Below are 23,622 nucleotides of genomic sequence, written 5' to 3'. Positions count from 1 at the left end.
CGGCAGCCCCCACACGAACAGGACGACGAGCACGAAGGACGCCGCCGAGAGGGACGGTGTACCACCAGGTGGCCGAGACGCCACGGCCGGAGGGCGGGACATCGATCGTCTCGGGCGCAGTGCTCATGCCGCCCACAGTACGACCATGACGGATGTCACCCCTCGGGGGTGCGTTCCTCCCCTGCGGAGGTGACCCGGCGGCACTGCCCGGGCGCTCGCTCCCGCGGTCGGATGGAGTCATCCCGAGAGACGGGAGGGCCGCCGACGCGGTCAGCAGAGCGGAGACGACATGTCGAACATCGCAGCAGACGCCATCCTCGGATTCCAGGACCTCCTCGCGCGGGTCCCCGACCTCGTGCAGCCGCTGGTGGTGGCGCTCGCCGGGGCCGTGCCCTTCATCGAGGGCGAGGGGGCCGCGACCATCGGGATCATCGGCGGCATCAACCCGGTGATCGCCGCGGTCTCGGGCGCGATCGGCAACTTCCTCTGCGTGGCCCTGCTGGTGCTGCTGGGCGCGGGCGTCCGCTCGGCCGTGACGAAGGGCGGACGCCCCGGGCGTCGGCTCGCCGTGAGAAGTTCCAGCGGGCGTTCACCCGCTACGGGGTGCCCGGGGTGAGCCTGCTCGGGCCGCTGCTGCTGCCCACGCACTTCACCGCGGTGATGCTCGCGGGCGCCGGAGTGGCCAAGGGGCGGGTGCTGCTGTGGCAGGGCGTCGCGATCGTGCTGTGGACGACGGCGTTGACGGTGGTGGTGAGCCTCGCGGTGGGCGGGGCGGGGCTGGCCTGAGGCGTACGCAACCGAGGTCGGAGGCGCCGGCGGCACCGTTCGCAGCCGATCGGCGGATCTCGCCCTCGGTTGCGTGCGCGATCGCGTGCCGGACCCGCACAACGGAGGCTGAGAGGCCGGAATCGCGGGTTCGTCGCGGTGTCCGGCCGCTTCAGCCTTGCTTCTGCAGGTGGCTACGCCGCGACGCGGGCGTGCGCGTCGGCCAGCAGCTCGACCGAGCGCAGTCGCGCGGGGGTCGCGAGCGACGCGTGGGCGACGATGACCTCGTCGGCGTCGGCCGAGCGCGCGAATCCGGCCACGTAGTCCGCGACCTCCTCGCCGGTGCCGACCCCGGTGTAGTGGGTCATGCTCGCGACGTGGGCGCCGACCGGGGCGCTCAGCAGGCTGTCGAGCTCGTCGTCCGAGAACTGCTGCTCGAGCGGGATCTGGCCGCTCTGGCGCAGCAGCATCATGAGGCGGGCGCGCTTCATCTCGGCGAACTGGCGCTCGGCGTCGGCGGTCGTGTCGGCCGCGATGGCGTTCACTCCGGCGATGACGTAGGGCGCGTCGAGCTGCTCGGAGGGGCGGAAGCCGCGGCGGTACTCGGCGACGGCCTGGTGCAGCGCGTCGGGCGCGAAGTGCGAGGCGAAGGCGTAGGGCAGGCCGAGGGCCGCGGCCAGCTGCGCGCCGAAGAGCGACGAGCCGAGGATGTAGAGCGGCACGCGGGTGCCGGCGCCGGGCGTCGCGCTGACGCCGGGGATCCGGGACTCGCCGGCGAGGAACGCCTGCAGCTCGACGACGTCCTGCGGGAAGCGCTCGGACGACTCGGGATCGCGGCGCAGCGCGCGGAAGGTCGCCTGGTCGCTGCCGGGGGCGCGACCGAGTCCGAGGTCGATGCGGCCGTGGTGCAGGGTCTCGGAGCGTTCCGTACTGCTCGGCGATGGTGAGGGGGAGTGGTTGGGCAGCATGACGCCGCCGGAGCCGAGGCGGATGGTCGAGGTCTGCGAGGCCACGTGCGCGATGAGCACCGAGGTGGCGCTCGACGCGATCGAGGCCATGTTGTGGTGCTCGGCGTACCAGACCCGGCGGTACCCGCTGCGCTCGGCCTGCTGCGCCAGCGCCACCGAGGCGGCGAAGCTGTCGCGCGCGGTCTCTCCGGGGGCGATGGGGGCGAGGTCGAGGATCGAGAGGGGAACGGTCATGTCAGAGGGCAACGCGCGAGGGGCGGCGGTGTTCCCGACCGGTGCGCGGTGATCAGCGCGGGCGGCACTCAGGCTGAGCCACAGCTCGAAGCAGGCGCTGCGCGAGAGGGCGGTGGCTCCGATGGAGGCGCGGCCCATGCGGCCGGCGTCGGGGCCGAAGACGTCCAGGAGCAGGTCGCTCGCGGCGTTCGAGACCTCGTTGAGGCGCTCGAAACCGGGCGGGCAGAGGACGAAGCAGAGGCCCCGGGACAGGGCGACGACCTCGTCGAGCGAGCCGAGGGCGAGGCGGATCATGCCGAGGGCGTTGACGGCGGCGTAGCGGGCCGCCTCCTGCGCCTGCTCGAGGGTGATGTCGACCCCGACCGCGCCCGGGTGCAGGAGCGCGCCGTCGCGGGACTCGGGGGTGATGCCGCTGAGCTCGAGGAGGTCTCCCGTGCGGTGGAACGCGCGGAGGGAGGAGCCGTAGCGCCCGCCGTAGGGCGGGTTCGCGTAGTCCGGGATCACGAGGCCGAGCTCGAGGGCGCGGGCTTCGGGGGAGTGGGTCATGGCGGCCTCTCGCGGGACGGGGTGCGGGCCGGAGGGCGATGCGCGCTGTCCGGCCGGTCCAGCGTATCCGGGCGGTGGCATTAATGGATACAACCTGTTTAGGATGGGATCCATTCAGTCGTTCGCAGGACGACGCCGCGCGGAAGGACCTGCTGGATGACACTCGGCCTGGACGGCGGCACCCTCGCCGCGACCGCGACCATCGACGTCGCGGCCGAGCGCGCCCGCACTGCCGGCACGGTCGGGCGGCACTACTTCAACGCCGCCGGAGCGGGACTGATGAGCGACGGCGTCCTGGACGCGGTCATCGGGCACCTGCGCCTGGAGCAGCGGATCGGCGGCTACGAGGCCGCGAATCTCGCCGCCGACGACCTCGAGGCGGCCTACGCGTCGGCCGCGCAGCTGCTCAAGTCCGATGTCGACGAGATCGCGTTCTTCGACAGCGCGACGAGTGGTCTGCGCGCGGTCTTCGACGCCCTGCGCCTGGGTCCGGGCGACACGGTCCTCGCGCCGCGCTCGAGCTACATCAGCCAGGCGCTGCGGATGCTCGCCCTGCGTCGGCACGACGGCGTGCGTCTGGACGTGCTCCCCAACGACTCCTCGGGCGGGATGGATCTCGAGGCGCTCGAGAGCGCCCTGGCGACCGCGACCGGGCGCACGGTCGTCAGCGCGGTGCACATCCCCACCTCCTCCGGGCTCGTCGAGCCCGTCGCCGCGATCGGCGCACTGGCCCGCCGCTACGGGGCGATCACCGTGCTCGACGCGACGCAGTCGGTCGGGCAGCTCGACATCGACGTGCGCGCGATCGGCTGCGACGCCCTCGTCACCACCGGGCGCAAGTTCCTCCGCGGACCGCGGGGCACCGGCCTGCTGCACCTGCGCAGGGGCCTGCTCGACGGACTCGACCCTGGGCGCCCGACGTGCGAGGCTCGAGCTGGACGAGCGCGGAGGAGTGGACGATGGACGGCACGGCGCGGGTCCTCGAGACCTGGGAGTCGTCGGTCGCCTCCCGTCTGGGCCTCGGAGTGGCGCTCCGCGAGGCCCTCGAGCGCGGTCCCGCGGCCACCCAGGAGCACCTCGTGGCCCTCGGCGCGCAGCTGCGCGAGCGGCTCGGCGCCCTCGACGGCGTCTCCCTCGCCGATCCGCCCGCCTCCCCTCCGGCATCGTGACCTTCACGGTCGACGGGGTCGCTGCCAAGCAGGTCTCGGCCGGGCTGCGCGAGGCGGGCGTGGACTCGCTCGCCGTGCCGGCCGGCCACGCGCAGTGGGACCTCGGCGCCCGGGGCATCGCGAGCGTCGTCCGCGTGTCTCCGCACGTCTACACCGACGCCTCCGACGTCGACGCCCTGCTCGAGCGGGTCGCGGCGATCGCAGGAGGCGCCCGATGACGGTGCACGACGCGGTGGTGCTCGGGCTCGGGATCCACGGGTCGGCGACGGTGCGCGAGCTCGCGCGGCGCGGGCGCGACGTCGTGGGGGTCGAGCAGTTCGGCCCGGCGCACGCGCGCGGCTCGTCGCACGGAGCGACGCGGATGATCCGCCGCGCCTACCCGAGCCCGGTCTGGAACGACCTGGTCGACCGCGCCTTCCGCGGCTGGGAGCGCTGGGGCGTGCACGCCGGAGAGCCGTTCGTGCACACGACCGGCGGGCTGTACGCGCACCGCGGCGTCCCCACGCTGCAGGGCGGCCGGAGCCGACCCGTCGAGGACGCCCGTGCCGTCGCCGCGTCGTTGGCGCCGCCGGAGGGCTGGGGTGTGGTGCACGACCCCGACGCCGGAGTGGTCGAGGCCGCACGGGCGCTGGCCTTCGCGCAGTCCGACGCCGCCGCCGCGGGCGCCGAGCTGCGCTTCGAGGAGGAGGTCCTCGGCTGGTCCACGGACGCGGGAGTCGTCACCGTCCGCACCACCGCGGGGGAGCTCCGCGCGCGCCGGCTCGTGCTCGCCGCCGGCGGTTGGATCGCGCGGCTCCTGCCCGAGGCGGCGGGGTTCTTCGAGGTGCAGCGGATCCTCACCTACACCGCCCGCGCCGGTCAGGACGCCGCCCGCCCGCCGGCCCTCGGCTGCTTCTCGGTGGACCTGCCGGAGGGGCTCGTCTTCGGCTCCCGAGGCCGCGGGCTCGGGAGCGAAGATCGGCATCGACGCCGGGCCCGTGTGGGACCCGGCCGTGCCCGTCGCCCCGCCCACCACGGAGGAGATCGCGCACCTGCAGGCGCTGCTGCGCCGCTTCGTGCCGGGCATCGACGTCGAGGGCGGCGAGGCCGTCGCCTGCCTCTACACGATGACCCCCGACAAGCGCTTCGTCCTCGGCGAGCTGCCCGGCCGGCCGGAGGTGCTCGTCGCGGCCGCCTGCTCCGGCCACGGCTTCAAGTTCGGCCCGGCGATCGGCGAGGCCCTCGCCGACCTCGTGGACGGGATCGACCGATCCGACCTCGACTTCCTCACCCCCGCTCGGAGCGTGACCCCCGCATGACCGCACCCGCCTCGCCGACCGGCCCCGTCGCTGCGACCTCCGCCTCTTCCCGCATCGCGGTCGCCGCGCCCCACCCGGCGGCTCTCGACGCCGCGGCCGAGGCGATCGCCGACGGAGGGGACGCGATCGACGCGGCCTCGCCGCCGCGACGGCCCTCACCGTCGTCTACCCGCACCAGTGCGGTCTGGGCGGCGACCTCATCGCCCTGGTGCGCCGTCCGGGGGCCGGAGTGACCGCGGTGATCTCGGCCGGAGCGGCACCGGCCGGCATCGACGTCGCGCGCTTGGCGCTCGAGGACCGGATGCCGCGCCAGGGCGCGCAGACGGTGACGATCCCCGGAGCCGTCGCCGGCTGGCGCGCGATCGCCGGCCTGGGCGGTCGCCTCGGACTCGCCGCGCCTCTGCGGCGCGCTGCGCGGCTGGCCGCCGAGGGCGTGCCCGTCTCGGCCGGTCTGGCGCGGGCGATCGGCCAGCGGAGCGAGGAGCTGCAGGCCGACGAGGGCATGCGCGGAGTGCTCGGCGACGGCCGCGGCGGACTGCTGGGCGAGGGCGACGCGCTCGTGCAGCCGGCGCTCGCCGCGACCCTCGGCGAGCTGGCCGAGGACCCGGCCGCCTTCTACTCCGGGCGGATCGCCGCCTCGCTCGCCGCGCGGCTCCGCTCGCTCGGCGGCACTCACCGAGGACGACTTCGCCGCGCACGAGGCCGAGCTCGTCGAGCCGCTCACCGAGACGATCGGAGGCGCGCGCTGGTGGGTCGCCCCGCCGCCCAGCCAGGGCGCGGTGCTGCTGGGAGTCCTGCCCGAGGCGCTCGGGGGCGAGACCGCCGAGCTCGTCGCCGCCGTGCGCGAGGCCGCGCTCGTGCGCCAGGCCGAGCTGGGCGATCCCCGCGGAGGAGCGATCGACGTCGACGCGCTGCGGAACCCGCGCGGTCGCGACGGCTCCCTGCCCCGCGCCGGACGTGCCCTCGGCGACACCGTGGCGGTGACCGCGGCGGACGCCGACGGCACTGTCGTCACCCTGATCCAGAGCGTCTACCAGCTCTTCGGCTCCGGGATCCTCGATCCCGGCACGGGCGTCGTTCTGCACAACCGCGGCTCGGCCTTCAGCACCGATCCCGCCCATCCGGGGCACGTGGGGCCGGGACTGCGGCCGCCGCACACCCTGCTGCCGGTCGTCGCCGAGACCGACGAGCTGGTGCTCGGGCTCGGCTGCCAGGGCGGCAGCGCTCAGCCGTGGATCCTCGCCCAGCTGGTGCGCGACCTGCTGCGGCCGACGTCGCAGCCCGACGAGGTGCTCGCACGGCCGCGCTTCGTCGTCGGCGCCCGCGACCTCGGCCACGAGCGCACGACGCTCGTCGCCGAGCCCGGGGCCGGCGAGGCGATCGCGGCGGCCGAGGCGCTCGGTCTGCCCATCGTCCGCACCGCCGGACCTGTCGACGAGGCCGGTCACGTGCAGCTGGTGCGCCTGCACTCCGACGGGCGGCTCGACGCGGCGAGCGACCCGCGCGCGGACGGCCGCGCCGCCGTCGTCCCCGCGTCCCCGAACCCGACCCTCCGACCCGAAGGAACCCGATGAGCTCCACCGCCCACGTCCTCGACCCGCTCACCTCCGCCGAGATCTCCTCCTTCGTCGCCGCCGTGCGCGCGAGCGGCCGACTCGGCGAGCGACCGCGCTTCTGGGGCATCGCCCTGGACGAGGAGAAGGCGCGGGGCACGTCGCCGGGCGACCCGCGACCGGTGCGCCTGGTGGTCATGGATCCGGACGCCCGCGCCGCCTGGGAGGTGCGCGGCTGGACCGCGGCGCCGGGCGGCTCCGCCGTCGTCGAGGTGTGGACCGACGTCGACCACCGCCGCCCGGGCGTCTCGAGCGACGAGGCCCGGATGATCGCACAGGCCGCCCGCAACTCGCCCCTGCTCAAGGACGCTCTGGCCCTGCGCGGCATCACCGACACCCTCGCTCGTCTGGGTCGACCCGGAGTCGATCACCGGCTTCGTGCCCGAGGACCTCGCCGACCGCCGGCTCAGCTGGGGCACGGTCTGGTACCGCGAGTTCCCGGAGGACAACGGCTACGCGCGCCCGGTCGCCGGACTCGTGCCGATCCTCGACCTCGACACGCTCGAGGTGATCCGGATCGAGGACCACGGCGTGATCCCGATGGCGAGCGAGACCGGCGTCTACACGGCGGGCACCTGGGGTCCCGACCGTGAGGTGTCGATGCTCGACATCGTGCAGGCGGACGGCCCCGGCTTCGCGATCGAGGGGCACCGCGTCACCTGGCAGAACTGGTCGTTCCGGTGGGCTTCAGCCACCGGGAGGGGCTCGTGCTGCACGAGCTGACCTACCGCGACGGCGATGTCGAGCGCCCCGTGCTCCAGCGCGCCGCGGTCAACGAGATGTACGTGCCCTACCTCGACAGCGACCCGACCGCCTACCGCAAGAACTTCTTCGACTGGGGCGAGTACGGCGCCGGCCCCCTGACCGCGAGCCCGAGCTGGGCTGCGACTGCCTGGGCGAGATCCGCTACTTCGACGTCGAGTACCTCGACGGGCACGGCGAGCCGCAGACCATCGCGAACGGCATCTGCCTGCACGAGGAGGACGACTCGATCCTCTGGAAGCACGTGAACACGCGCACCGGCAGCGCCGAGGTGCGCCGCAGCCGCAAGCTCGTGGTCTCGAGCTTCGCCACGGTCGCGAACTACGACTACGGCTTCTACTGGTCGCTGCACCAGGACGGCTCGATCGAGCTCGAGGTGAAGCTCACCGGCCTGATGTCGGTCTCGGGCATCGCCGACGGCGAGACCCCGCGGTCGGGGCGCCTCGTCGCTCCGAACGTGCAGGCGCCGACCCACCAGCACTACTTCGCCGTGCGCCTGGACACCGCGATCGACGGACCGCTGAACCGCCTCGTCGAGGTGCACGCCGAGGTGGACCCGGACGAGACGACGAACCCGCACGGCAACGCGTGCCTCGCCGTCGAGACCCCGATCGCCTCGGAGGCTCAGGGCGCGCGGCGCGCGGACCCTGCTCGGGCGCTGCACTGGCGCGTCGAGAGCGAGTCGGCCACCAACCGCTACGGCGAGAGCACCGCCTACCGCCTCGCGATCCAGAACACCGCGCAGCTCTACGCGCGCCCCGGCAGCGTGGTCGAGCGCAAGGCGCCGTTCGTCGCGCAGCACCTGTGGGCGAGCGCCTTCGACGCGGAGGAGCGCTTCATCGCGGGCGAGTACCCCAACCAGGGCGAGCTCGGCGACGACGGCGTGCACGTGTGGCAGCGGGCCGACCGCTCACTCGAGAACGAGCGCCTCGTGCTCTGGCCGGTGCTCGGCGTGCACCACTTCCCGCGCCCGGAGCAGTGGCCGATCATGCCGGTGGACCGGATCAGCCTGAGGCTCGAGCCGGACGGGTTCTTCGACCGCAATCCGTCGCTGGACGTGCCGGCGTCGGAGTCGGCGCACTGCGCGCCGGGCAGGGACACGCCGGGCACGACCACTCCGGGCACGACTCCGCCGGGCACGGGCACGACGCCCACGGGCACGACGCCCACGCCGGCCACGCGCACGCCGAGCAGCAGCACGGCCACGAGGGCGGCCGCTGATGGCCGAGGAGCACCTCGCCGACCGCAGCGCCACCGCGCTGGCAGCGGCGATCTCCTCCCGCGAGGTCTCGGCCGTGGAGGTGATGCGGGCGCACCTCGAGCGGATCGAGGAGCGGAACCCCGCGCTCCGCTCCGTGGTCTCGCAGCAGCCGGACTCGGTGTCGCTCTGCAGCGGCGGAGGCGGCCGACCGCCGCACCGCCGAGCGCGCGCATCGGGGAGCCCCTGCCTCCGCTGCACGGTCTGCCGACTGCGGTGAAGGACCTGATGGACGTGGCCGGCTTCCCGACCACGAACGGCTCGGCCCGCGTTCGCCGACGCCGCGCCCGCCGCGCACGACAGTGTTCTCGCGACCCTGCTCCGCGAGGCGGGCGCGCTGATCATCGGCAAGACGAACACCCCCGAGATGGGCCAGGGCGTGCTGACCTTCAACCCGGTCTTCGGCACGACCGTGAACCCGTGGGACACGACGCGCCACGCAGGCGGGTCGAGCGGAGGGGCGGCCGCCGCCCTCGCCGCGCGCATGCTGCCGATCGCCGACGGCTCCGACAGCGGTGGGAGCCTCCGCTACCCGGCCGCGTTCTGCAACGTCGTCGGCGTGCGCCTGAGCCCCGGCCGCGTCGCGAGCGGACGGACGGGCAACGCGTGGACCTCGCACGGCGTCACCGGACCGATGGCGCGCGACTCCGCCGACGCCGTTCTGTTCCTCCGCGGCCTCTCGGTCGAGAAGAGCGTGTGGCCGCTGTCGTCCCTGCCCGTGCACGAGCCGCGCCCGGTGGCCGTCGGCGGCCTGCGGATCGCGTGGAGCGCGGACGCCGGCGGCCTGCCGATCGACCCCGAGGTGCGGCGGGTGCACGCGGCGTTCGCGGCGCAGCTCTCGTCCCTCGGGGCCGTCGTCGAGGCCGACGAGCCCGACTTCGCGGGCGCCGACGAGGCCTGGGAGACCATCGAGACCTTCGAGTTCTTCCTCGGCGGCCGGCACGCCGTCGACGCGGGAGCGACGGGCTTCCGCCCGGACTACGTGCGCAACGTCGAGCAGGGCCGGGCGATGTCGGCCACGCAGCTCGCCGACGCCTACGAGCGCCGCACGCGCCTGTTCCGCGACACCGCCGCGGTGCTGGAGCGGCACGACGTGCTGATCCTGCCCGCGACTTCGTCGCCGCACCGCCCGCCGAGCTCGAGTGGGTCCCCGAGGTCGACGGCGTGCGGTTCGACCGCTACTTCACCTGGCAGATGCTCGCGAACCGCCTGACGCTCGCCGCGCATCCGGTGGTCGTCACCTCGGCAGGCTTCACCGCCGACGGGCTGCCGGTGGGCGTGCAGGTCGTGGGCCGCCACGGCCGCGAGCTGCAGCTGCTCGCGGTGACCCGCGCGATCGAGGAGGCGACGGGCTGGATCGCCCGGGTTCCGTCGTTCTGACACGGTCCGCGCCTCCGCTCGTGCGCGCGAACGGTCCCGAAATCGATCGCGTTACGGTGAGGCATGGCTGTGCAGTGGGTGTCGACGGACATCGAGAGGGCGCAGGACGGCCATGCCTTCGACGAGCCGTTGGGCACGAAGGAGAAGTTCTGGCTGGTCGCCGAGCGCGAGCTCTGGCTCTTCAAGTTCGCTCGAGGGAGTGGCGAGACGACGCGCGGTGAGGACTGGGCGGAGTGGGTGTCCTTCCACCTCGCCGGAGAGCTCGCCGTTCCCTGCGCGGAGGTCCGACCAGCCACGGTGGCGGGACGCCGGGGCATCATGTCGCGCAACGTCGTCGAGATCGACATCGGCCAGCGACTCGAGAACGGGAACAGCGTGCTCGCCGAGTCGGATCGCTTCTACGAGTCGAGCCGTACGCGAGGTAACGAGCGCTACACCGTGTCGGCGGTCTTCGCCGCACTCGACGGTGTCGACGCGCCGTTCGCCTTCGTCGGCCCCCGCGGGATGTCGGGATTCGACGTCTGGGCCGGTTACCTGCTCTTCGACGCCTGGGTCGCGGGCCGCGACCGGCATCACGAGAACTGGGGCGTGATCAGCGGCAGAGGACATCGTCGACTGTCCCCGTCCTACGACCACGGCAACTCTCTCGGATTCCAGGAGTCGGACGCGAAGCGGCTCGCATGCCTCTCCGACCCGCTGGTGTTCGAGGGGTGGCTCCGTCGCGGCCGCAGCTCACCACTTTCCCGGACGCCCGCTGCTGACCGACCTCGCGGGCGAGGCGCTCGGCATGGCCTCGCCGGAAGCGAGGACGTTCTGGTTCGATCGACTCTCGGCAGTGAGCCTCGATCGCGTGAGTTCGGTCATCGCCGCCGTTCCCCGGGAGCTGATGTCGGCGGCCTGCGCTAGCTTCACAGAAGAGCTGCTCGCGTTGAACCGGAGGAGGTTGCTCGATGACCTTGCTCGTTGATCGTCCCGCCGTCTTCCACGAGGGCGGTACTCGCGAGTTGCTGCTGATCTGGCAGAACCGCCGGACCGGCCGCTTCTCGAAGGTCGGGATCCTTTCCGTGTCGGACGCGGGCTTCGTGTTCCGCTACGCAGAAGACGTAGGGGCCGACCCCGATTTCTTCCCGCTCGACGAGTTCCCTCGCCTCGAGGACGAGTACGCGTCGTCGTCGATCCCTCCGTTCTTCGCGAACAGGATCATGTCGTCCGCCAGAGACTCCTACGACTCTTACCTCGGCTGGCTCGGACTCGCCCAGGGCTCTCCCGAGCTCCCGCTCGAGATCCTCGTGCGAACCGGGGCGGGTCGCGCGACCGACACCTTCCACGTGGTCGAGATGCCTTCTCGGGGCGCGCGGAACTTCACCAGCCGCTTCTTCGTCTCAGGGGTCCGTCACCAGCCCGAGACCCCGGAACTGCTGGCCGTCATGTCCGACGGAGACCCGCTGATCCTCGAGCCGGAGCCGGACAACACGAAGAATCCGGACGCCTACCGGGTCCTTTGTCGGCGGGCGAGCCGATCGGCCGCATCCCCGACTGGCTCTGCGGCGAGATCGCCGAGCTCGCGGGATCGGGCTGGCGGTTCGATGCCGTCGCCGAGAAGGTCAGCCCCGACGCCCCGCCGCACATCCAGGTGCTCTGCCGCGTCACCGCACGCCTCGGCGCCTGACCGGACCTCGACGAGCGCGAGGGCAGCTCGTCCCGGCGCGATCTCGGCCAGGAGGCACCCCTGTCGACCGACAGCCCGACGCACCCCCCTCTCACCCGACGTTCTGCAGCGGGCGGTCGCTTCGGGGCCCTTCCGCCCAAGCCATTCCCCCTGCTAGCGTGCTCTGAACCGGTTAAGTAAACCGGTTCAGAATCGAGAGGAGGCGCGAGATGGCCGACAGGCCCACGATCCTCGACGTCGCCCGCGAGGCCGGCGTCGGCAAGGCGCTCGTCTCGTTCGCGCTGAACGACAGGCCCGGTGTCTCCGCCGGCACCCGCGAGCGGATCCTCCAGGTCGCGGCCGACCTCGGCTACCGCCCCAGCGTCACCGCCCGCTCCCTCTCGATCAGCGTCTCGTTCGCGGTGGGCCTCGTCGTCGCGCGCGATCCCGAAGTGATCGCCGCGGATCCGTTCTTCCCCTCGTTCATCTCGGGCGTCGAGCGCGTGCTCGCCGAGAACGGCCGGGTGCTCGTGCTCAGCGTGGTCGAGCCCGGCGCCTCGGAGGAGGCGGTGTACCGCACCCTCGCCGCCGACCGCCGCGTCGACGGGATCTTCCTGACGGATCTGCGCGGGGACGACTCCCGTCCCGCCCTGCTCGCCGAGCTCGGCCTGCCCGCCGTCACCCTCGGCCGCTTCCACGGATCGCCGTCGCCCGCGGTCGTCATGGACGACGCCGCCGGCATCGCGGACGCCGTCGCGCACCTCGCCGCGCTCGGCCACCGGCGCATCGCCCATGTCGCCGGTCCCGATCACCTGCTGCACTCGCGCCGCCGCCGCGCGGCGTTCCTCGGCTCGTGCGGCGACGCGGGGCTCGAGCCCGGCCCGGTCGTCGCGACCGACTTCAGCGCCGGCCAGGGCGCGCGCGCCACGGAGCAGCTCCTCGACCTCGCCGAACCGCCGACCGCGGTCGTCTACGCGAACGACCCGATGGCCATCGCCGGCCTCGGCGTCGCGCACACCCGCGGGCTCCGGCTGCCCGACGACCTCTCGATCACGGGGTTCGACGACTCCGCGATCGCCGCCCACGTCTACCCGACGCTGACCTCCGCCCGCACGCGCCCCGCGCGCTGGGGAGAGGCGGCGGCCCGCACGCTCCTCGATCTGATCGAGACCGGGAGCGCCCCGATGTCGACCCCGAGCCCGCCGGGCTCGTCGTGCGCCACTCGACCGCTCCGCCGCGGCCGACCCACTGAGAGGCGCGCACCGCCGCGCGCGCCGAGCACAGGACAAGGAGAACACCATGAGCAGCTCGACGACGAGACGATGGCTCACCGGGATCGGCATCGGCCTCGCTGGCGACGATCGGCCTCACCGCGTCGCAGTGGCGGGGGAGGCGGCGCCTCCACCGACCTCACCGCGACCGGCCCGATCACGATCTGGTACTCGAACAACGAGCAGGAGGTCGCCTGGGGAGAGGCGATGGTCGAGGCCTGGAACGCGGACAACCCGGACCAGGAGATCACCGGTCAGGAGATCCCGGCCGGCAAGAGCAGCGAGGAGGTCATCGGAGCCGCGATCACCGCCGGCAACGCGCCCTGCCTCGTCTTCAACACGGCCCCCAGCGCGGTCGGCCAGTTCGAGAAGCAGGGCGGCCTCGTCGACCTGTCGGAGTTCGAGGACGGCGACGACTACATCGAGACCCGCAGCGGCGACCTCGCCGAGCAGTACCAGAACGCCGACGGCGACTACTTCCAGATGCCGTGGAAGAGCAATCCGGTCGTCATCTTCTACAACAAGGACCTCTTCGCGCAGGCCGGTCTCGACCCCGAGAACCCGTCGCTGGCGACCTACGACGAATTCGTCGCCACGTCGAAGACGCTCGTCGAGTCCGGAGGCCGCGCCCGCCGCGATCCAGCCCGCGCCCACCAGCGAGTTCTTCCAGACCCAGTTCGACTTCATGCCGCTGTACGCCGCCGCCACCGGAGGCACGGGTCTGGTCGAGGACGGCGAGGCCACCTTCGCGAGCGAGGACGGCTACGAGGTCGCCGAGTTCTGGAAGGGCCTGTACGACCAGGGCCTCGCCGGTCGCGAGCAGTACCAGGGCGACGCGTTCGCCGACGGCCAGGCCGCGATGTCGATCGTGGGCCCGTGGGCCGTCTCGGTCTACGAGGACCTGAACTGGGGCTCCGTCTCGGTGCCCACCCTCGACGGCACTGCGCCCGAGGACACCTGGACCTTCAGTGACGCGAAGAACGTCGGTCTCTACTCCGCCTGCGAGAACAAGGGCACCGCGTGGGAGGTGCTGAAGTTCGCGACCAGTGAGGAGCAGGACCGCTCGCTCCTCGAGACCACCGGCCAGATGCCGCTGCGCACCGACCTGCAGACCACCTACGCCGACTACTTCGAGGCGAACCCCGCCTACCAGCGCTTCGGCGACCAGGCGAGCCGCACCATCGAGGTTCCGTCGGGACCGAACACGGTGCAGATGCTGCAGGCGATCCGCGACGCGTGGGGCAAGACCGTGATCTTCGGCGAGGGCGACGTCGAGTCGGCGCTCGACGGAGCGGCCGAGACCGTCACCGGGCTCGCCGGCCAGCAGTGAGCCGGCCGTGACCACGCTCACCCCGAAGGCTCCGGCGTCCACGGGCGCGGGGCCCTGGGCCCGGCCGCGAAGCGAGCCTGCTCCGCCGCGTGCTCGGACCCCAGCCGCTCGGACCGCTGTTCGGCGGCCCGTACCTGGTCTTCGTGCTCGCGGTGTTCGCGTTCCCGGTCGGGTACTCGGTCTACATCGCGTTCCACGACTTCTTCTTCGCGGCACCCGGCGTGCAGGTCGACCGGCCGTTCGTGGGGCTCGAGAACTTCGTCACCGCGTTCTCGAATCCGCAGGTCATCCGCTCGTTCGGCAACATCGGGATCTTCCTGATCATCAACGTGCCGCTGACGGTGATCCTGGCGCTGCTGCTCGCCTCGGCGCTGGACAAGGTCGTGCACCTGCGCACGTTCCTCCGGGTCTCGTTCTACGTGCCCTACGTGACGGCGAGCGTCGCGATCGTCGCGGTCTGGCTGTTCCTGTTCAACGGGAACGGGCTGGTCAACAGCCTGCTCGGCCCGCTGGCGCCGGATCCGTCGTGGCTGATCAACGACGACCTCGCCATGCCCGTCATCGCGATCTTCGTCACGTGGAAGCAGCTCGGGTTCTACATCCCTGCTGTACCTCGCGGCGCTGCAGAACGTGCCGAAGGAGCTCTACGAGTCGGCCTCGACCGACGGAGCCGGCCGGGTGCGCCAGTTCTTCTCGGTCACGGTGCCGAGCGTGCGGCCCGCGACCCTGCTCGTGCTGCTCGTCTCGACGGTCACTGGAGCGAACCTCTTCACCGAGCCGTACCTCCTCACCGGCGGCGGCGGACCCAACGGCGCCTCCGCCTCGCCCGTGCTGCTGATGTACCAGCTGGGCCTCCAGCAGGGGCAGCCCGACGTGGCGTCGGCCATCGGAGTCGTCCTCGTCATCGGCGTCCTGGTCATCGCCTACCTGCAGAACCGGTTCGCCGGGGAGAGGAACTCATGAGCGCGCAGGTCAGCGCGGGAGCAGCTGGCCTCGGCCGTGCCCGCCGTCACTCCGATCAGGACGCGTCGACGCCCCGTGGGGATGAGCCGCTCGGCGGTCGTCCTGCGCGGCGTGGTCCTCGGGCTGGGCGCGATCGTCTTCCTGTTCCCCTTCTACTACATGGTCGTCGGCTCGCTGCAGACGGACCCCGACCCCACCCTCGCCGGAGCCGTCCCGGACCCCGCGAACCTCACGCTCGACAACTACGGTCAACGTGAACGAGCGGATCAGCCTGCTCACCGGCCTGGTCAACTCTGGATCTTCACGGGCGGCGTGCTGCTGTGCACCGTCGTGTTCGGCGTGCTGGCCGGCTACGCGCTCGCGATGCTGCAGTGGCGCGGACGCAACGCCGTGTTCGCTCTCGCCCTGCTCGTGCAGGTCATCCCGTTCCAGCTGCTGCAGATCCCGCTCTACGTGCTGATCGCCCGCGACTACGGTCTCGCCGACAGCCACGTGGGCATGATCCTGCCGTTCGCCATCAACTCCACAGCGGTGATCATCTTCCGGCAGTACTTCCTGCAGCTCCCGAAGGAGCTGTTCGAGGCGGCCCGGATCGACGGCGCCGGCGAGCTGAAGCTGCTCTGGAACGTCGCCCTCCCGCTGGTGCGGCCCGCGCTCGTCACGGCGGTCCTCCTCACCTTCATCGGCCCCTGGAACGAGTTCCTCTGGCCCTTCCTCATCACCAAGGACGCGTCGCTGCAGCCGCTCGCCGTGTCCCTGGCCAACTACATCTCGAACGTCGCGTCGTCGACCGACAACCCGTTCGGGGCGATCCTGGCGGGCGCCGTCGTGCTCGCCGCCCCCGTCGTCGTGCTGTTCATCGTGTTCCAGCGCTACTTCGTCTCGACCGATCTCGATCCGGAGTGAAAGGATGACCATGACTCCCACCCTCACCACCGTCCCCTACCGACTCGAGCGCGTCGGCATCGTGATGGAGCCCCTGCCGGGCGACCAGCTCGAGGCCGAGGGGGTGCTCAACCCGGGCAGCGGTCGCGGCCCGGACGGCGAGCTGTACCTGCTGCCTCGCATGGTCGCGACCGGCAACGTCTCGCGGATCGGGCTCGCCCGCGTGCTCGTCGAGAACGGCGTGCCCGTCGGCGTCGAGCGGCAGGGGGTCGTACTGGCGCCCGACCGCGGGTTCGAGCGCGGTGCCGCGAACGCCGGAGTCGAGGACCCGCGCGTCACGTGGATCGAGGCCCTCGGCCTGCACGTCATGACGTACGTGGCGTACGGGCCGCTGGGTCCGCGGACGGCGCTCGCGGTGTCGGAGGACCTGCGCGACTGGCGTCGGCTCGGCCCCGTGACCTTCGCGTACGACGACGCGCTCGACATCGACCTCGGGCTGTTCCACAACAAGGACACCGTGTTCTTCCCCGAGATCGTGACGGCGCCCGACGGCACGCGGTCCTTCGCCGTGCTGCACCGGCCCATGTGGGACCTCGGCGAGACCAAGCCGGGGGAGGGCGTCCGCCTGCCCGCCGGCACCGAGGATCCGCGCCAGAGCATCTGGATCAGCTACGTCCCGGTCGCCGAGGTGGACCGCGACCTGGCGAACCTCACGCGGTGGACCCGGCACCGGTTCCTCGCGGGGCCTGGCGAGTTCCCCTTCGAGGAGCTGAAGGTCGGAGGCGCCCCGCGCCACTCCGGGTGCCCGAGGGCTGGCTGCTGATCCACCACGGGGTGACCGGCGTGATCGACAGCGCGTTCTCGCAGCAGCAGAACGTCAACTACGCGGCCGGAGCGATCCTCCTCGACGGCGACGACCCCTCGCGCGTGATCGCGCGCACCAGCGAGCCGTTGCTCGAGGCCGAGACGGAGGACGAGCGCTCGGGCATCGCTCCTGAACGTCGTCTTCCCGACGGCGATCGAGGAGATCGACGGGCAGCACTTCGTCTTCTACGGCATGGCCGACTCGGAGGATCGGCGCGGCCCGGCTCGTGCGGACGGACGGATGAGGCGGTGGAGCCGGCTGCCTCACCCCTGCTGATCGAGTAGCCCGCGGAGCGGGCGTCTCGAGATCCCCCACCCCCAGAAGCTCCATCCCCACCCACACATCGGAGAGTTCAATGACGAACGCCAGAACCCGGACGGCGGCGGCACTCGCCGCCACCGCCCTCGTCGCCGGGGGCCTCGCCCTCGGCGCGGCCCCCGCGCAGGCGGCGGCCCCTCGCGAACACCGCGCACCTCGACTTCCTGCTCGACACCGCCACCTCGACTCCGGAGCCCGGCCACACGACCTACCGCCCTCGCCGAGGAGCCCGAGCTGGTGATGCCGTGGACGTACGCCGACGCTCGCGACGGCGGCACGTTCGAGCGCGTCGGCGGCGGTCCCCTCGATGCCGCGACCGGCGACTGGGGGCAGGGGCGCCTTCAACACCGACGACATCTCCCGGGCCGCCGTCGCCTACCTGCGGCACTGGCAGCAGACCGGATCGACGGCCAGCCGCGAGAACGCCTACGAGACCCTGCGCGCCCTCGCCTACTTCCAGACCACCGACGGCGACGACGCCGGCAACGTGGTGCTCTGGATGCAGCCCGACGGCGACCTGAACCCCAGCGCCGAGCCGATCGAGCTGCCGGACCCGAGCGACTCCGAGGACAGCTACCTGGCTCGCCCGCACGCTGTGGGCGCTCGGCGAGGGCTACGCGGCGTTCGAGGACGACGACCCCGGGTTCGCCGCCTTCCTCCAGGAGCGCCTCCGCCTCGGAGTCGCCGCGGTCGACCGCGAGGTGCTCGGCCGCTACGGCGAGTACCGAGAAGGCCGACGGCGTCGACGTGCCCGCGTGGCTGATCGTCGACGGTGCCGACGCCACCGCCGAGGCCCTGCTGGGCCTCTCGGTGTACGTCGAGGCCGTGCCCGACGACTCCGCGGTGCGCGACAGCACCGAGAAGCTCGCCGAGGGCGTGGCGGCGCGCGCGCACGACGACGGAGGGGGACACCACGTCGTGGCCGTACGGCGCGATCCTGCCGTGGGCGCAGTCGCGCTCGCTCTGGCACTCCTGGGCGTCGCAGATGCCCGCGGCGCTCGCCGAGTCCTCGGTGGCCCTCGGTGACGCCTCGCTCCTCGAGCCCGCCGTCGTCGACGGCTCCCGCTTCGCGCCCGAGCTGCTGACCTCGGGCGGCCCCGACAACGGCCGCTACCCGAGCCCGACCGAGACGGTGCAGATCGCCTACGGAGCGGATTCGCGGCTGCAGAACTCGCTCGCCCTCGCCGACGCGACCGGGTCGAGCGCCTACACCGACCTCGCCGGTGTGCAGGGTGCCTGGTTCTTCGGCCTCAACCGGAGCGGTGCGGCCGTCTACGACCCCGCGACGGGCATCACGTTCGACGGCGTCCAGGCCGACGGCAGCGTCAACCGCAACAGCGGCGCCGAGAGCACCATCCACGGCCTCCTCGCCATGATCGCGCTCGACGACCGACTCCGAGCTGGCCGACCGCGCGCGGTCGGTGGCGACCCAGGTGAGCCGCGAGGGCCTCGAGGTCGTCGAGGCCGAGACGGCGCGCGGCGGCACGGTCGTCACTCCGGAATCGAGCTGGACGGGGGAGTCGTCGTGGAGCGGCTCGTACCTGTCGCTGACGAACTGGCGCCGCGCGGCGACGATCGGCCTCGGCTCCTCCATCCAGGAGCGCGTGATCGAGCCGGTGCTCTGGCAGGTCGAGAAGGGCACGGCGACGACTCCGAGCGGAGTGCCTGGAACACGGGACGCCGCCCGCTGGATCTGCTGACGAGCACGGTCGGCGAGCAGGGGATCACCGAGGCGTCGGGAGCCCTGCTCCCGCAGAAGCTGCGCCGCACGGTGCCCGCGAGTGCGACCACGATCGACGTGCGCGGGCTGACCGGCGAGACGAAGCTGGACGCGCTGCTGGTGCGCCCCGTGGTGTCGCGCCTCGTGGTCGAGGGCGACGGCGGACGCACGGAGCTGCTGCGGAACTCGACCGCGACGGCGCGCTCGACGACGCTCGAAGGCTCGGGGACGCTGCGCGTCTACTCGGCCGGACGGCGTGCTCGTGAGCGAGTCCGCGGCGGCTGCCGGCGCCTCCGTGGAGCTGCCCGCTCAGGGCTTCGCGGTGCTGATCGGCTGACGCCCGACCGTTCGTGACGGATCGGCGGGCGCGTGTCCGTCGATCCGTCGCGAACGGTCGGGCCTCCGTCCATCCGTCACGAACGGTCGGGTCTCCCGCGTCGATCCGTCGCGAACGGCCGCTCGGATCGCTCGGAGGCGACCGTCCGTGACGGATCGACCAGGGTGTTCACCCCTGGTGCCGGTGCCGCGTGGACGGGGGTTCCTGTGCAGACGCCGATGCAGAACCTCGGCCACGAGTGCCGCTCGCGCACGATCGTCGCTGAGCACCGCTCTCGGCCGAGGTTCTGCGCCGCACCCCTCCGCAGGACGCGACCCGCCGGAATTCCCGACCCGCAGTCGGCTTCACGACGGTGACCGGACCGTTATGAGAGCGCTCTCTCGAAACTCTTGACCTCTCTGCGGAAGTGTTCGTACACTCGCCCTACACCTCGTGAGAGCGCTCTCACAGACGCAGCAGTCCAGCGTGAGAGCGCTCCCCGACGTGCCCATCCCATCACGAAGGAGTGACCGTGCTCGCATCACGACGCGCCAGGATCGCCGCAGCGATCTCGGGCGCCGCAACCCTCGCCCTCGTCGTCACCGGATGCTCGTCATCCGGATCCGACGCCGCAGAGGGCGAGAACATCGAACTGACCGTCACCACGTTCAACGCGATGGGGTTCGACGACCTCTACGCCGAGTACGAGGAGGCGAACCCCGGGATCACCATCGTCCCGAACAACATCGACACCGGCGGAAACGCCCGGACCGACGCCTTCACCAAGCTCGCCGCGGGCTCCGGCCTCGCGGACGTCCTCGCGATCGAGGAGGGCTGGCTCGGCCAGATCATGGAGGTCTCGGACCAGTTCGTGGACCTCCGCGACCACGGCATCGAGGACCGCAAGGCCGACTGGGTCGACTGGAAGTACGAGCAGGCGACCGACCCCGACGGCCGCGTCATCGGCTACGGCACCGACATCGGGCCCGAGGGCCTCTGCTACAGCACCGCCGCCTTCGAGGCCGCCGGACTCCCCACCGACCGCGAGGCCGTCGCCGAGCTGCTCGGCGGCGCGGACGCGACCTGGGACGACTACTTCGCCGCGGGCGAGCAGTACAACGAGGCGACCGGCAAGGCCTGGTTCGACCACTCCGGATTCGTCTGGAACGCCATGGTCAACCAGCTCCCCCGAGGGGTACTACACCGCCGACGGCGAGCTCAACATCGAGGGCAACCCCGAGCTCGAGGAGCGCTGGGGCCAGCTGACCGACGCCGCGGCCTCCGGCCTCTCGGCCGGTCAGAAGGCCTGGGACTGGAACAAGGGCAAGTCGTTCACCGACCAGACCTTCGCCACCTTCGTCTGCCCCGCGCGGATGTTCGGCACCCTCAAGGGCGGCGTGGAGGCCGGAGGCGGAGACCCCGCGAGCACCGGCTGGGACTTCGCGGACGTCTTCCTCGGCGGCGCGGCCAACTGGGGCGGCTCCTTCCTCTCGGTCCCGACGCAGTCGGAGCACCCGGCGGAGGCCGCGGCCCTCGCCTCGTGGCTGAGCGAGCCCGAGCAGCAGATCAAGGCGTTCGAGGCGGCCGGTCCGTTCCCGAGCACCCTCGCCGCTCAGGAGGAGCTCGCCTCCGCCGCTGGAGCCGGACCTCGGCGCTGAACGACTCGCCGACCGGTGCGATCCTCGCGAAGCGCGCCGAGGGCGTCGTCGCCCAGTACAAGGGACCCGGACGACTCGCTCATCCAGGAGAACGTCTTCGGCCCCGTGCTGCAGAAGGTCGACCGCGGTGAGCTCGACGGCGACGCCGCCTGGGCCGAGGCGCTGACGCTCCTCGGCGAGCTCGTCGACTGACGCGCCCCTCCCACCCTCCCTCCCGACTGGCTCCCACCCGGCGGCACCGTTCCGCCGGGTGGGAGCCCTCCCTCCGAGGAAAGCGATCGCGCCATGACGAGCACACCGACCCCGCCGGCGACGGCGACACCGCCCAGGGGGCGGGCGGCCCGCCGCGCCCCGCGTCCCCCTGACCTTCCGCCAGCGGCTCGGCCGCTTCGATGTGAAGGCCTCTCCGTACCTCTACATCTCGCCGTTCTTCCTGCTCTTCGCGATCACCGGCGCGTTCCCCTCGTCTACACGCTCGTCGTCTCGCTCTACGACTGGGAGCTGCTGCAGGGCCAGGGCGACTTCGTCGGCCTCGGCAACTTCGCGGCCGTGCTCGGCGACCGGTTCTTCTGGAACTCGATCGTCAACACCGTCAGCATCTTCCTGCTGTCCACGATCCCCCAGCTGCTCGTCGCGCTCCTCCTGGCGGCCGCCCTCGACCAGTCGCTGCGCGCCAGGACGTTCTGGCGGATGAGCGTGCTGCTGCCCTACATCGTGTCCCCGGTCGCCGTGGCGCTCATCTTCTCGAGCGTGTTCAGCGAGCAGGACGGCCTGGCCAACAACCTCCTCGGCCTGATCGGCGTCCCCCAGATCGACTGGATCAACGACCGCCTGGCCAGCCACGTCGCCATCGCCTCGATGGTCAACTGGCGCTGGACCGGCTACAACGCCCTGATCCTCCTGGCCGCGATGCAGGCCGTGCCCCGCGATCTGCACGAGTCGGCCGCGATCGACGGAGCCGGTGCGTTCCGCCGCTTCGTCTCGATCACGATCCCGAACATCCGCCCGACCCTGATCTTCGTCGTCACCACGGCGACCATCGGCGGACTGCAGATCTTCGCCGAGCCGCGCCTCTTCGACGTGTCGAACGCGGGCGGCATCGGCGGCTCGGACCGCCAGTTCCAGACCACCGTCCTCTACCTCTGGGAGATGGCGTTCTTCCGCGGCAACTTCGGCGAGGCGGCCGCCATCGCCTGGCTGCTGTTCCTCCTGATCGTGCTGATCGGGCTGGTGAACTTCGCGGTCTCGCGGAGGATCGCCTCGGTCGAGAACCGGGTGCTCGGCAAGCGGGCGCAGCGCAAGGCGGCCGCCGTGCTGGCAGTCGGCCGACCGCGCCGACGAGATCGCCGCGACCGACCCCCTCCTGTCCCTCCACCGGCCTCGGCCAGAAAGCGAGCGAGCGATGACCGCCCCCGCCCCCACTGCCGCGTTCCCGGTCCGCCGCCCCGTCGAGGGGGAGGCCGCCGCGAAGGAGCCGCGCCGCCGCCGGAAGGGCGCCGGCCGGGTCGACCGCCCCGGCTTCCTCGTCTACGGACTGCTCAGCGCGTTCATCCTCGGATCGACCTACCCGCTGTGGTGGTCCTTCGTGGTCGCGAGCGGCACCAACGCCACGCGCAGCGAGACGCTGCCGATGGTGCCGGGCGGCAACTTCCTCGCCAACGCGGCGAAGGTGTTCGACGCCCTCCCGTTCTGGACGGCGCTGCTGAACAGCATCATCGTCTCGGGCGTCATCACCGTCTCGGTCGTGACGTTCTCGACGCTGGCCGGCTACGCCTTCGCGAAGCTGGAGGTTCCGCGGACGCGACGGGCTGATGATCACGGTCGTGGCGACCATGGCGATCCCGACGCAGCTGGGCATCATCCCGCTGTTCATCCTGATGCGCCAACTCGGCTGGACCGGCGAGCTGGGGGCGGTCATCGTGCCGACCCTCGTCACCGCGTTCGGCGTGTTCTTCATGCGCCAGTACCTGATCGACGTGATCCCGGACGAGCTGATCGAGGCGGCCCGGATGGACGGGGCGAACCAGTTCCGCACGTTCCTGACCGTCGCGGTCCCCGCCGCCCGACCGGCCATGGCGATCCTGGCGCTGTTCACGTTCATGATGGCGTGGACCGACTTCCTCTGGCCGCTGATCGTGCTGAACCCGACGAACCCGACCCTGCAGACGGCGCTCGCGCAGCTGCAGTCCGGCTACTACATCGACTACTCGATCGTGCTCACCGGAGCCGTGATGTCGATCGTTCCGCTGCTCGTGCTCTTCGTGCTCGCGGGCCGCCAGCTGATCGCCGGCATCATGAGCGGCGCGGTCAAGGGCTAGGGCCGTGCGAGGCGGGTCGCGGCTCCACTACCCTCGGAGCACTGAACCGAGAGGCCCCCCATGAGTCCCGACACCGCCTCCGCCGCCCCGACGCTCGAAGAGGTCGCCGCCCGCGCCGGCGTCTCGCGCTCCACGGTCAGCCGCGTCGTCGCCAACTCCCCGCGGGTGAAGGACGACGCCGCCCAGGCGGTGCGCAAGGCGATCGAGGAGCTCGGCTACGTGCCGAACCGCGCCGCCCGCTCGCTCGCCAGCCGCAAGACCGAGGTCATCGCGCTCGTGGTGCCGGAGTCGACCGCCAAGGTGTTCGCGGATCCGTTCTTCGCCTCGGTGGTGCAGG

Annotated in this window: 18 protein-coding genes and 10 pseudogenes; 27 read left to right on the top strand and 1 reads right to left on the bottom strand. The window is 72.2% G+C overall.

Annotated elements, in window-relative coordinates:
• The first annotated feature begins 289 nt into the window (after nucleotides 1-289).
• Together AC0CII_RS15400 and AC0CII_RS15395 are read left to right on the top strand one after the other, a co-directional pair.
• Nucleotides 290-616, top strand: coding sequence for a hypothetical protein (locus tag AC0CII_RS15400; RefSeq protein WP_465229958.1), 327 nt, complete (start codon nucleotides 290-292; stop codon nucleotides 614-616).
• Complete coding sequence (locus AC0CII_RS15395) at nucleotides 604-786, top strand: hypothetical protein (protein WP_465229957.1); 183 nt, start codon at nucleotides 604-606, stop codon at nucleotides 784-786. Before AC0CII_RS15400 ends, AC0CII_RS15395 begins: the two co-directional genes overlap by 13 nt.
• A gap of 173 nt (nucleotides 787-959) precedes the next feature.
• On the opposite strand, the gene AC0CII_RS15390 is transcribed toward AC0CII_RS15395, so the two are convergent.
• Nucleotides 960-2,513: an MsnO8 family LLM class oxidoreductase gene (locus tag AC0CII_RS15390; RefSeq protein WP_465229956.1), complete on the bottom strand. Its 1,554-nt coding sequence runs from the start codon at nucleotides 2,511-2,513 to the stop codon at nucleotides 960-962.
• A 156-nt stretch (nucleotides 2,514-2,669) separates the two neighbouring features.
• On the opposite strand from AC0CII_RS15390, the pseudogene AC0CII_RS15385 reads away from it, so the two are divergent.
• The 25 genes and pseudogenes from AC0CII_RS15385 to AC0CII_RS15265 form a co-directional block, all read left to right on the top strand.
• A pseudogene (locus AC0CII_RS15385) lies at nucleotides 2,670-4,607 on the top strand (aminotransferase class V-fold PLP-dependent enzyme); the annotation flags it as partial.
• A 52-nt stretch (nucleotides 4,608-4,659) separates the two neighbouring features.
• Nucleotides 4,660-4,980 carry an FAD-dependent oxidoreductase gene (locus AC0CII_RS15380; RefSeq protein WP_465230946.1) on the top strand — a complete coding sequence of 107 codons (321 nt, stop codon included), beginning with the start codon at nucleotides 4,660-4,662 and terminating at the stop codon, nucleotides 4,978-4,980.
• A 184-nt stretch (nucleotides 4,981-5,164) separates the two neighbouring features.
• Nucleotides 5,165-5,593 (top strand): annotated as a pseudogene (locus AC0CII_RS15375) (gamma-glutamyltransferase); the annotation flags it as partial.
• Between the two features lie 118 nt (nucleotides 5,594-5,711).
• On the top strand, nucleotides 5,712-6,554 hold the full coding sequence (locus AC0CII_RS15370) for a gamma-glutamyltransferase (RefSeq protein WP_465230945.1): 843 nt from the start codon (nucleotides 5,712-5,714) through the stop codon (nucleotides 6,552-6,554).
• Between the two features lie 417 nt (nucleotides 6,555-6,971).
• Nucleotides 6,972-7,070, top strand: a pseudogene (locus AC0CII_RS15365) (hypothetical protein); the annotation flags it as partial.
• Nucleotides 7,071-7,193: 123 nt separating this feature from the next.
• Nucleotides 7,194-7,316: a copper amine oxidase gene (locus AC0CII_RS15360; protein ID WP_465231115.1), complete on the top strand. Its 123-nt coding sequence runs from the start codon at nucleotides 7,194-7,196 to the stop codon at nucleotides 7,314-7,316.
• Complete coding sequence (locus tag AC0CII_RS15355) at nucleotides 7,301-7,603, top strand: copper amine oxidase (protein WP_465230944.1); 303 nt, start codon at nucleotides 7,301-7,303, stop codon at nucleotides 7,601-7,603. Before AC0CII_RS15360 ends, AC0CII_RS15355 begins: the two co-directional genes overlap by 16 nt.
• Nucleotides 7,486-8,349: pseudogene (locus AC0CII_RS15350) on the top strand (copper amine oxidase); the annotation flags it as partial. The gene AC0CII_RS15355 and the pseudogene AC0CII_RS15350, both read left to right, overlap by 118 nt.
• A gap of 580 nt (nucleotides 8,350-8,929) precedes the next feature.
• Nucleotides 8,930-9,826 (top strand): amidase, encoded by an 897-nt coding sequence (locus AC0CII_RS15345; RefSeq protein ID WP_465230943.1) that lies wholly within the window; start codon nucleotides 8,930-8,932, stop codon nucleotides 9,824-9,826.
• A 230-nt stretch (nucleotides 9,827-10,056) separates the two neighbouring features.
• On the top strand, nucleotides 10,057-10,899 hold the full coding sequence (locus tag AC0CII_RS15340; protein ID WP_465229955.1) for a HipA domain-containing protein: 843 nt from the start codon (nucleotides 10,057-10,059) through the stop codon (nucleotides 10,897-10,899).
• A gap of 595 nt (nucleotides 10,900-11,494) precedes the next feature.
• Nucleotides 11,495-11,662 (top strand): hypothetical protein, encoded by a 168-nt coding sequence (locus AC0CII_RS15335; RefSeq protein ID WP_465229954.1) that lies wholly within the window; start codon nucleotides 11,495-11,497, stop codon nucleotides 11,660-11,662.
• A gap of 209 nt (nucleotides 11,663-11,871) precedes the next feature.
• Nucleotides 11,872-13,479, top strand: a pseudogene (locus tag AC0CII_RS15330) (LacI family DNA-binding transcriptional regulator); the annotation flags it as partial.
• A 118-nt stretch (nucleotides 13,480-13,597) separates the two neighbouring features.
• On the top strand, nucleotides 13,598-14,242 hold the full coding sequence (locus tag AC0CII_RS15325; protein WP_465229953.1) for an extracellular solute-binding protein: 645 nt from the start codon (nucleotides 13,598-13,600) through the stop codon (nucleotides 14,240-14,242).
• A 630-nt stretch (nucleotides 14,243-14,872) separates the two neighbouring features.
• Complete coding sequence (locus AC0CII_RS15320; protein ID WP_465229952.1) at nucleotides 14,873-15,205, top strand: carbohydrate ABC transporter permease; 333 nt, start codon at nucleotides 14,873-14,875, stop codon at nucleotides 15,203-15,205.
• An 81-nt stretch (nucleotides 15,206-15,286) separates the two neighbouring features.
• Nucleotides 15,287-16,119, top strand: a pseudogene (locus AC0CII_RS15315) (carbohydrate ABC transporter permease).
• A 2-nt stretch (nucleotides 16,120-16,121) separates the two neighbouring features.
• Nucleotides 16,122-16,913, top strand: coding sequence for a glycoside hydrolase family 130 protein (locus AC0CII_RS15310; RefSeq protein WP_465229951.1), 792 nt, complete (start codon nucleotides 16,122-16,124; stop codon nucleotides 16,911-16,913).
• Nucleotides 16,892-17,239 (top strand): glycoside hydrolase family 130 protein, encoded by a 348-nt coding sequence (locus AC0CII_RS15305; protein WP_465229950.1) that lies wholly within the window; start codon nucleotides 16,892-16,894, stop codon nucleotides 17,237-17,239. Before AC0CII_RS15310 ends, AC0CII_RS15305 begins: the two co-directional genes overlap by 22 nt.
• A gap of 71 nt (nucleotides 17,240-17,310) precedes the next feature.
• Nucleotides 17,311-17,514, top strand: a complete 204-nt coding sequence (locus AC0CII_RS15300) for a hypothetical protein (protein WP_465229949.1) — start codon at nucleotides 17,311-17,313, stop codon at nucleotides 17,512-17,514.
• 66 nt (nucleotides 17,515-17,580) lie between these two features.
• Nucleotides 17,581-18,036, top strand: a complete 456-nt coding sequence (locus tag AC0CII_RS15295; RefSeq protein WP_465229948.1) for a hypothetical protein — start codon at nucleotides 17,581-17,583, stop codon at nucleotides 18,034-18,036.
• Entirely contained in the window at nucleotides 18,021-18,299 is a 279-nt protein-coding gene (locus AC0CII_RS15290; protein WP_465229947.1) for a hypothetical protein, read from the top strand. Before AC0CII_RS15295 ends, AC0CII_RS15290 begins: the two co-directional genes overlap by 16 nt.
• Nucleotides 18,259-19,347, top strand: coding sequence for a hypothetical protein (locus AC0CII_RS15285; protein WP_465229946.1), 1,089 nt, complete (start codon nucleotides 18,259-18,261; stop codon nucleotides 19,345-19,347). The genes AC0CII_RS15290 and AC0CII_RS15285 overlap by 41 nt, the downstream gene beginning before the upstream one ends.
• A gap of 494 nt (nucleotides 19,348-19,841) precedes the next feature.
• Nucleotides 19,842-21,159, top strand: a pseudogene (locus tag AC0CII_RS15280) (ABC transporter substrate-binding protein).
• 169 nt (nucleotides 21,160-21,328) lie between these two features.
• Nucleotides 21,329-22,275 (top strand): annotated as a pseudogene (locus AC0CII_RS15275) (carbohydrate ABC transporter permease); the annotation flags it as partial.
• 94 nt (nucleotides 22,276-22,369) lie between these two features.
• Nucleotides 22,370-23,285 (top strand): annotated as a pseudogene (locus tag AC0CII_RS15270) (carbohydrate ABC transporter permease).
• Between the two features lie 60 nt (nucleotides 23,286-23,345).
• Nucleotides 23,346-23,453: pseudogene (locus AC0CII_RS15265) on the top strand (LacI family DNA-binding transcriptional regulator); the annotation flags it as partial.
• Between the last annotated feature and the right edge of the window lie 169 nt (nucleotides 23,454-23,622).

The sequence above is a fragment of the Rathayibacter sp. AC182 genome, assembly GCF_979253875.1.
The sequence above is the reverse complement of the archived record's forward strand: the minus strand, read 5'-3'. Positions and strand labels throughout refer to the sequence as shown.